Annotated in this window: 6 protein-coding genes and 1 pseudogene; 5 read left to right on the plus strand and 2 right to left on the minus strand. The window is 39.8% G+C overall.

Going from position 1 to position 8,758, the window contains the following annotated elements; translation table 11 throughout:
* Nucleotides 1-58 precede the first annotated feature (58 nt).
* The 4 genes from BM192_RS20225 to BM192_RS20240 all read left to right on the plus strand — a co-directional run bounded on the left by BM192_RS20225 (nucleotide 59) and on the right by BM192_RS20240 (nucleotide 5,845).
* Nucleotides 59-469 (plus strand): 6-pyruvoyl trahydropterin synthase family protein, encoded by a 411-nt coding sequence (locus BM192_RS20225; RefSeq protein ID WP_037437716.1) that lies wholly within the window; start codon nucleotides 59-61, stop codon nucleotides 467-469.
* Between the two features lie 11 nt (nucleotides 470-480).
* Nucleotides 481-1,116, plus strand: coding sequence for a GTP cyclohydrolase I FolE (folE, locus tag BM192_RS20230; protein WP_037437714.1), 636 nt, complete (start codon nucleotides 481-483; stop codon nucleotides 1,114-1,116).
* Nucleotides 1,117-1,160: 44 nt separating this feature from the next.
* Nucleotides 1,161-2,045 carry an ACP S-malonyltransferase gene (fabD, locus tag BM192_RS20235; protein ID WP_037437713.1) on the plus strand — a complete coding sequence of 295 codons (885 nt, stop codon included), beginning with the start codon at nucleotides 1,161-1,163 and terminating at the stop codon, nucleotides 2,043-2,045.
* A gap of 83 nt (nucleotides 2,046-2,128) precedes the next feature.
* Complete coding sequence (locus tag BM192_RS20240; protein ID WP_234797596.1) at nucleotides 2,129-5,845, plus strand: sensor histidine kinase; 3,717 nt, start codon at nucleotides 2,129-2,131, stop codon at nucleotides 5,843-5,845.
* Between the two features lie 3 nt (nucleotides 5,846-5,848).
* Here the strand turns inward: BM192_RS20240 and BM192_RS20245 are convergent, their stop codons facing one another.
* The gene (locus BM192_RS20245) at nucleotides 5,849-6,757 is read right to left on the minus strand and encodes a hypothetical protein (RefSeq protein WP_037437712.1); all 909 of its coding nucleotides are present in this window, start codon (nucleotides 6,755-6,757) and stop codon (nucleotides 5,849-5,851) included.
* A gap of 213 nt (nucleotides 6,758-6,970) precedes the next feature.
* Here BM192_RS20245 and BM192_RS20250 point away from each other — a divergent pair, with 213 nt between their 5' ends.
* Nucleotides 6,971-8,503 (plus strand): glycoside hydrolase family 10-like protein, encoded by a 1,533-nt coding sequence (locus tag BM192_RS20250; protein WP_037437710.1) that lies wholly within the window; start codon nucleotides 6,971-6,973, stop codon nucleotides 8,501-8,503.
* Between the two features lie 66 nt (nucleotides 8,504-8,569).
* On the opposite strand, the pseudogene BM192_RS20255 reads toward BM192_RS20250, so the two are convergent.
* A pseudogene (locus BM192_RS20255) lies at nucleotides 8,570-8,758 on the minus strand (PIG-L family deacetylase); the annotation flags it as partial.

Genomic DNA, 8,758 nt, shown 5'->3' on the forward strand with positions numbered 1-8,758 from the left:
ATATTTGCAGCTAATCAGGTGTTTTATACGCTGTCTGTATTGAAATATAAAAATAAATATGATTTATATTACCCGCAAAGAAAATTTTAACGCTGCACATAAACTGGCCAGGCCAGATTGGTCTGATGATCAGAATCTTCAAGTATTCGGCAAATGTGCTAATCCTAACTGGCATGGTCATAATTACCAGCTTTTTGTAACTGTTAAAGGTGAAATCGATCGTGAAACGGGCTTTCTAGTCGATTTAAAATGGTTAAAAAACGTCATTAATGAACATGTTATCGATAAACTTGACCACAGGAACCTTAACTTGGACGTCGATTTCATGAAAGATAAACTGGCGTCTACAGAAAACCTGGCAATTGCAATCTGGGAAGAACTTGTGCCTCATATCAACAGCAGCAATGCACAATTACACAGCATCAAAATTTACGAGACCGAAAATAACATTATCGAGTATTTCGGTTAATCAGCATTTCCATGGAAGATCACACAATAGATAACTTCGGTGAAGAAAACGAAGGTTATATCAAAATAGACCGTTATAATACGGTTAAGACACGCTCAATTTCTAATCATTATACGGATATCCTGAGTCAGTTGGGTGAGAATCCGCAAAGAGAGGGCTTAATTAAAACTCCGGAGCGCGTAGCTAAAGCACTGCAGTACCTGACGCACGGTTATGATCTTGATCCTGCAAAAATATTGCGTTCGGCGATGTTTAAGGAAGATTACAGCCAAATGGTTGTAGTAAAGGATATTGAAGTATATTCAATGTGTGAGCATCATATGCTGCCATTCTTTGGTAAAGCCCATATTGCATACATCCCTAATGGTCATATTGTAGGGTTAAGTAAAATACCACGTATAGTAGATGCCTTCGCAAGAAGACTTCAAGTACAGGAAAGACTAACTAATGAAATTCGCGACTGTATACAGGAGACATTACAGCCTGCTGGTGTGGCTGTTGTAATTGAATGCCAACACATGTGTATGGCAATGCGCGGAATTCAGAAACAGAATTCTGTGACTACAACGTCTGCATTTACCGGTGAATTTGCACATGACAGAACAAGGGCAGAGTTTTTGAGGTTAATTACCGCCAACCTGCATTAGTACCGCAATAAATTAAAATTAACGAACACAAAAATATTTAATAGATGAAAGCATTTTTATTCCCGGGTCAGGGCGCACAATTTCCTGGTATGGGAAAAGAACTCTATGAACTTGAAGAAGGGAAAGCATTATTTGAGAAAGCTAATGAAATAATTGGTTTCCGTATCAGTGATGTCATGTTTTCCGGTACAGAAGAAGAGCTGAAACAGACCAATGTCACTCAGCCAGCTATATTTTTGCATTCTGTCATTTTAGCTAAAGTTTTAGGCGAAGAATTTAATCCTGATATGGTTGCAGGACACTCGCTCGGTGAATTTTCAGCTTTAGTAGCGGCAAATGCCCTGTCTTTCGAAGACGGCTTAAAGTTGGTAATTGCGAGAGCAAATGCGATGCAGAAAGCATGTGAATTACAACCTTCCACTATGGCCGCTATCCTGGGGCTCGCAGATGAAGTAGTTGAAAATATCTGTGCCGGTATTGACGAGGTCGTAGTTGCAGCAAATTATAACTGCCCGGGTCAGCTTGTAATTTCAGGCAGCATTGCCGGAATTGAAGAAGCATGTACACAATTAACAGCAGCAGGTGCTAAACGTGCACTTAAATTAAATGTAGGTGGTGCATTCCACTCTCCGCTAATGGAACCGGCAAGAGTGGAACTGCAGTCAGCGATAGAAGCTACTGCTATTAATTCTCCGATCTGTCCGATTTATCAAAATGTTGACCCCGTTGCGCAAACAGACCCTGATAAAATCAAAGCTAACCTGATTACACAACTTACTGGTGCTGTAAAGTGGACGCAAACAGTGGAAAAGATGCTTGCTGACGGAGCTGCCGAATTTGTAGAAGTAGGACCTGGTAGTGTGTTGCAGGGGCTTGTTAAAAAAGTAAACAGAGCTATGCCAACGCGTTCAGCGTCGGTACCGGCATAATATATGTGATAATATAAAAGGGCCTGTCAATAAGATATTGTGTCTTTATTGACGGGCCTTTTTATAGACTAAAACCAACAGGTGTGAATATAAGGGGCAAAATCAGATTTCTTTTATTGATCTTGGGGATCTGCTGTATAGTAACGGCGTTGTCCTTAAAACATAGCATTACTGAAAAGGATCTGTTGCACCATGAAGCCGGTAAATTACAGCGTAAGCTAGCCGCAAAGGAAGAGCTGGTTTATTCCTTCCTGGCCGATGTTCAGCAACTTGAACGGGCTAAACAATTCCACCTGAATGAGTCTTTCGCCCTTGAACATATAGAGACTTTCCGGGACGAGGGGATTAGTGTCTTAACTTATGATCCCTCCGGACTCAAATTTTGGAGTTCAAGTAAAGCAGTCATTACAGATCCCGATCAAATCCGGGAAGGCTCGTCATTTACGCAACTGCCTAACGGTTGGTACGAAGCCATTAAGAAATCTCAGGGAAATTATACGATGATCTTCCTGATTGATATTAAAAATCAGTTCAGTATCCAGAACAGGTATCTTCAAAACGGAATTGTTAATAAGCAGCTGGGGACTAATGCGCTGTCTCTGGCTTCGTTTATGGATGAAGAAGTATACGGTATTAATAATCTGGACGGGAAACTGCTGTTTGAAGTAAAACTTAAATCTAATTATAATCAGAGTGTCTATGCAACTATACAGATCTGGTTGTGGATCATCGGATTATTTTGCATATGCCTGTTTGTAAACTCCATCTGTGCGAGAATGGCTAAAGAAGGCCAGGTATTAAAGGCTTCAGTGGTGCTGGCTTTATTCTTTTTTCTTGTCCGGTTTACGGACCTTGAATATGGTTGGTTTAATCATCAATTCAGTTTGGAGGTCTTTAATCCGTCTATCTATGCAGAAAGCTTTTTTCTTCCCTCGTTAGGCGATTTTTTGCTTAACGTACTTGCAATAACCTGGGTTGTACTATTTCTGTATACTTATCGTAGTTCTTTGCGTCTGCCGTTATGGATGACGAAGCGCAAAAGCGCTGGGCTTATGATACATTTTTGTTTAATCCTGCTGCTTTCCGGAGCAGCATTTTTAATCAATGATATTTTCTTCGGTTTGATCTTCAATTCCAAAATCAATTTTGATATTACGAACATTATCAACCTGAGCTGGTTAAGCTGGATCTGTATTGTTATCCTGTGTCTGGTATGGTTTAATGTTTATCTCATTGCCAGTATTTGTATTGAACTGACGCTACAGCTTAAGATTACGAATCGGGAAAGACTGGTGTTATTTCTCAGTATGTTCATCGCTTATGGCATTTATATGCTGGCGACAGATTTTACAGCCTTTTTTATTGCGTATGCACTGTTCCTTTTTATCTTTAGTTATAATCACTATATCAGGAATAACAAATTCTCCATCGGCATTTTTGCGGCTCTGTTTTTTTGTCTTGCCTTTGTATCGTCCATCAAATACCTAAAGTTTAATGACATTAAAGAAAGGAATAACAGATACATTATTGCACAGAAACTCCAGTCTTCCGATGATCCTAAGGTTATTAATTCTATCGAAAGCTTAGGGAACGGAGTGTCAAATGACCTGTTTATTACAGATTATTTCAAAAGCCCTGCGTTTAATCGTCACCTCGCTCTGCAGAATTATATTACTAAGACCTTTCTTGATGGTTATTTGGCCCCTTTCGAACATAATTTTTATGAATTTAATGAAGCCCGGGATAGTATAAATAACAAAGATCAGCCGAGATCGCTGCGTCACTATCAAAACCTCGTGAAATCAGGATCTGTAAAAGTATCAAACTACTTTTACCGGTTGAATGATACCTTCGGCTATCAGAATTACTTTGGTATAGTTCCGATTTTTGACGATAACCATATTTTAGGTACACTGGTTATTGAGCTGAAATCTCAACAATATAATTATAACAGCCAGTTTCCTGAAATTCTTATTGATGGAAAGCAAAAAGCTGAAGATGACTACAGTTCATACTCTTTTGCTTTTTATAATAACAATAAGCTCATTAAACAATCCGGGAGATACACGTATAAAATTGCCAATACAGATTTTAAAGGCAAATACGGCGAGCCAGTAATTATGAATGATGACCAGGGGTACAGTCATTTGGTTTATACTGCCAGTAATTCCAAGATTATCGTAATCAGTAAAGAAAAGGTCAGCTATATTGTACGGCTAGCGGCTTTGTCGTTCTTTTTTCTTGTCTTTATCATTTTTTCATCCATCTTATATGTACTTATCCTGCTCGTCAAAAATATAGATCACAGCTGGGGCGGCTGGTTTAATATAAACCGGTCACTTATGATTAATGCGAATAAGATCCTTTATAAGACCAGAATTCAATTCTCAGTTGTACTTTCTGTAGTAGCAACTCTGTTAATTGTAGGATGGTCTACATTCTTCTATATAAGGGATGAATACAGAAAGCAGCAGGAAGATTTTATCAGAGAAAAGATAAGAAAGGTACAGCTCTCCTATGAAAAACAGATCTATTCCACCGGAATTCCGAAGCCATCAGATCAGGCGATAGTTAACTTCAACCAGTTTGCAGATATAAACTCTGCCTATCTGAATTTATTTGATACTAACGGGAATTTGCTTTTTACCTCTTTACCAAAAATGTACGACTACGGTATTATAGCCAGTAAAATGGAGCCTGGGGCCTATATCTACTTAAAGCAACTGCAGCGTTCCGAATATTCCAATCCGGAGGAGATGATAGGGGATTTCAAATATTCGTCGGCCTATGCCCCGATTAGAAATGCACAAAACCAGACTGTAGCTTATATTGGATTACCCTACTATTCAAACGAAGCCGATTATCAGAATAAAATTGGCTTATTTATTAATACACTGATTAATATTTATGCCCTTGTTTTTGTTGCAATCGGAGTATTGGCTGTTTTTCTCGCTAATCAGATTACGAATCCTTTAACATTTATCCAGGAAAGTATTAAGAAGACAAAGCTGGGACAGAAAAATCAACCGATTATATGGTCCAGGCATGATGAAATAGGATCTTTAATTAAAGAATATAATAAAATGATAGCAGCCCTGGAGGAAAGTGCTGTTAAACTGGCCAAATCAGAGCGGGAAAGTGCGTGGAGGGAAATGGCCAAGCAGGTAGCCCATGAAATTAAAAATCCGCTTACACCGCTTAAGCTAGGCGTTCAGTTACTCGAGAAATCCTGGAAAGAAAAAGATCCGAACTTCGAGCTTAAATTTCAGCGGTTCTATAAGTCATTCGTAGAACAAATTGATAGTCTGGCAACCATCGCATCTGAGTTCTCGAATTTCGCGAAAATGCCCGATACCAAGTTAGAAGAATTGAAACTGATACCAATCATCAGACAAGCTAAGGATGTCTTTAATCATAGTGAAGATGTAGAAATCTATCTGAGTGATAATTCAGGGCGTGATATACAGGTTCTGGGCGATAAAGGACAGTTGCTCAGGTCCTTCAATAATTTGCTTAAAAATGCAATAGAGGCAGCTTCAGCAAAGGTAGCATGCCGTATAGACATACGGATTACGAATGATGAGACGGATGTATTTGTTGAAGTCCAGGATAATGGAAAGGGAATAGACGACGAATTACGGAAGAAGATATTTGTGCCTAATTTCACTACGAAATCATCAGGAACAGGATTAGGCCTCGCTTTTGTCAAACAGGCTGTTGAAAATGCAGGTGGAAGTATTGAATTTAAATCCGGGGCATCAACAGGGACGGTCTTTTATCTCCGTTTCCCGCTTGCTTAGAAGTTATTTAAGCTCTACGGATGCCTTACCCATGGTATAGCCGTTTGCATATAAAATAATGTTGTACGTACCCTTGATAAATGGCTGGGGATTTACCCAATCAATCTGATACGATGTGCTATCATTTTTATACGAAATGGTGATCATATCACTGTATTGCATCTCCTGTCCATCTGCCTCGAACATATTTTTTTCATCAGCCACAAGATTTCCCGATGGGTCAAATACTCTAAGATAGATTTTATGATAATCCTTTGCAGCGAGCTGATTAGGTACAATATCAAAATAAGTAATTAGTTTACGGGCGGCAGAAGCCTTATTAACTTCGATATTTTTACCGTTGTTTTTAACCCTGTAACCTATTAAACGCTCGTTATATGCTTTGAGGGCAGCACTGCTCTTTACTTTTTCACTAAGCTCGCTATTTTTCTTTTCCAGATTTTGTGCTTTGGCTGAAACTGTAAGAACCGACCTTTCAAGGCTGTCGCGCTGAGTTTTAAGATCGGCATTTTCCCTTTCGAGACGTCCGATATCATTTTTATACCCTTCTATAAAAGTTCTTAGCTTTTGAAGTTCATTCTGCGCGTTGATAAGCTCTTCACGAGTAACTTCACCCTTCTGAAGCGCCTGTTTAAGTTCTGCTATTTTAGCACGTGCCATGTCGTGTTCACGCTGTAGCTTTTCTGTGAGGGCGACATTCAGTTGATTCACCTTATCAAATTCTACCTCGATTTTTTCAACTTCAAGCTTCAATCTGTCCCGTTCAGTACTAGAAGTGACGAAACGTTCCTTTTCGTGTTTATCTTTGAAAAACAGGAATGCATTAGTACCTAATAAAGCAATGATAACTACAACTAGAAAATAAATTTTATTACGGTCTCCTTTATGGTCGGGATCTTTTGTGTCTAACATTTATTATCAAAAATGAGTTGTATATAGTAATTCTCTGTATTCCCTTTTTCTAAAAAAAAGCGAACATAAGATAAATAAGATAATTAACTGTAAAAAATGAACTTTAATTGTATGAGAGCTTAAAAAAAATCGTTTACTTGCTGTTGACACGAAATGTGGCTGGTAGGGATTTTCCCATAACGAGCACTAATTACACGAACAAAAGAACAAATAATGCTGAAAAAGATTGTTTATACAATTTTCACAATTTTAATTTTTCCCAATTTTATCTTTGCGCAAACTGTAGCAAAAATTGCTCCAAAAAGAGAATTCCGCGGTGTCTGGGTAGCCACTGTAGCTAATATAGACTGGCCATCAAAGCCGGGACTTAGTGCAGATCAGCAGAAGCAAGAGCTGATTGGTCTGATGGAACAACATAAAAGAAACGGGATGAATGCAATCCTGTTACAGGTTAGACCTGCCGCAGATGCCTTCTATGCTAAATCAAGGGAACCCTGGAGTCAATGGCTCATGGGCAGACAAGGGGTTGCACCCGCCAATGGGTATGATCCGCTCGAGTTTGCTATTAAGGAAGCTCATTCCAGAGGGATGGAGTTGCATGCATGGTTCAATCCTTACCGTGCGACTATGAGTGCCAATACATTCGTTTCTGAAGACCATATGACGCGTAAAAGGCCTGAGCTATTTTTCACCTATGCAGGAAAGAAACAGTTTGACCCAGGAATTCCTGAGGTTCGGGAATACATAGTACAGGTCATTCTGGATGTTGTTAAAGGATATAATATAGACGGAGTTCATTTTGATGATTATTTCTACCCCTATCCGGTAGCTGGGCAGCAGATTAATGATGGCGCAACATTTCAGAAATACCCGAACGGCATATCCAATATCAAAGATTGGAGAAGAAACAACGTCGACCTGCTGATTAAGCAACTGGATGACAGTATTCATCACTATAAGAAATATGTGAAGTTCGGTATCAGTCCTTTTGGGATCTGGAAGAACGATAGAGATGATCCGGACGGTTCGGCAACTAGCGGTTTGTCCAATTATCATGAGCTCTATGCAGATTCCCGTAAATGGATTCAGGAGGGTTGGGTAGATTACATTAATCCGCAGGTATATTTTAGTTTTACCCGTAAAGCAGCTCCGTTTGGAACGCTGGTAGATTGGTGGAGCAAGCATACTTATGGCAGGCATTTATACATCGGGCAAGCTGCTTATCTAGTTAATCAGAAAATGGAGGCAGCCTGGCGTTTTCCAGAACAAATTCCAGATCAGGTACGATATATCAGGGCTAATAACCGTGTACAAGGAAGTGTGTATTTTAGTTCCAAATCCTTTTCTACTATCGCAAGAGGTGCGGCAGACTCTCTGCGCAACGATCTCTATCGCTATCCGGCGCTTCCACCGCAGATGCCATGGCTGGATGATATTGATCCTAATCCACCACAGGAATTAAGTGCTCAGGCAGTCGAAACGGGGATACAATTGAAATGGGCAGCACCCTTAAAAGCGTCCGATGGCGAAACAGCTTCCGGGTACGTTATCTACAGATTTGCTGAAGGTGAGGATATGGATGTATTACACCCGAAAAATATTATACGTATCAGTTTTGAGGATTACACCTTCTTTATGGATACTAATATTGAGAAAGGCAAGAGATATAACTATCTGGTCAGTGCACTGGACAGACTTAAGAACGAAAGTGAAGCCAGTGGTCCTGTCGGAGTACAGGCACAATAATAACAAAGGCCTCTGCTACAGCAGAGGCCTTTGTCGTTAAACCCATTTTCTTTGGAAGGGGGTATTTTAGAATTTCCAGCGGACAAAAGCTTCCATGGCCTCATATTCAGCAAGCCCGAGCTCGTCATAAGCCCTTGCTGTTTCCCTGTTCCGGTCTTCTGCCCTTTCCCAGAATTCCCGGGCATCATCTCCGGGGAATACGGCTCTGTCTTTCTGGGATTGATGTTTGAAAATCGCATATTTCTTTTTCTCCAG

Source organism: Pedobacter antarcticus (assembly GCF_900112985.1).
Lineage (GTDB): Bacteria > Bacteroidota > Bacteroidia > Sphingobacteriales > Sphingobacteriaceae > Pedobacter > Pedobacter antarcticus.

Coding starts and splice junctions, on each gene's coding strand:
- BM192_RS20225 (WP_037437716.1), top strand. CDS start 59: ATGATTTATATTACCCGCAAAGAAAATTTTAACGCTGCACATAAACTG.
- folE (WP_037437714.1), top strand. CDS start 481: ATGGAAGATCACACAATAGATAACTTCGGTGAAGAAAACGAAGGTTAT.
- fabD (WP_037437713.1), top strand. CDS start 1,161: ATGAAAGCATTTTTATTCCCGGGTCAGGGCGCACAATTTCCTGGTATG.
- BM192_RS20245 (WP_037437712.1), bottom strand. CDS start 6,757: ATGTTAGACACAAAAGATCCCGACCATAAAGGAGACCGTAATAAAATT.
- BM192_RS20250 (WP_037437710.1), top strand. CDS start 6,971: ATGCTGAAAAAGATTGTTTATACAATTTTCACAATTTTAATTTTTCCC.